The 256-nt window shown below is 43.4% G+C and carries 1 protein-coding gene; it reads right to left on the reverse strand.

Annotated elements, in window-relative coordinates:
* On the reverse strand, positions 1-199 hold a 199-nt coding region (locus AAEY62_RS23385; protein WP_350636833.1), incomplete at its 3' end, for a helix-turn-helix domain-containing protein.
* Positions 200-256: the final 57 nt, after the last annotated feature.

Consider the following 256-nt stretch of genomic DNA (forward strand, 5'->3'; position numbering starts at 1 on the left):
GTTTTACACCTAGTGCCGAAGCGATTTTTCTTAGCACAACAATAGTCGGCATTCGGCCTTCGTCTTTTTCGATCTTGCTTAGAGCAGCCGCTGTTATCCCTGCCTCACTAGCGAGCCTCGCCTGTGTCCAACCAAGTAATTCTCGCATGTGCTTTATGTTTTTACTGATAAGTGCGGCTTGCTGAAGTTTGTCAGCCATAAAATAACCCTCCGTTAATTTTTATATTAACAGTAGTTGATATGTTTGGCTAGAAGG

The organism is Pseudoalteromonas sp. GW168-MNA-CIBAN-0100, assembly GCF_040309225.1.
GTDB classification, from domain to species: Bacteria; Pseudomonadota; Gammaproteobacteria; order Enterobacterales; family Alteromonadaceae; genus Pseudoalteromonas; species Pseudoalteromonas arctica.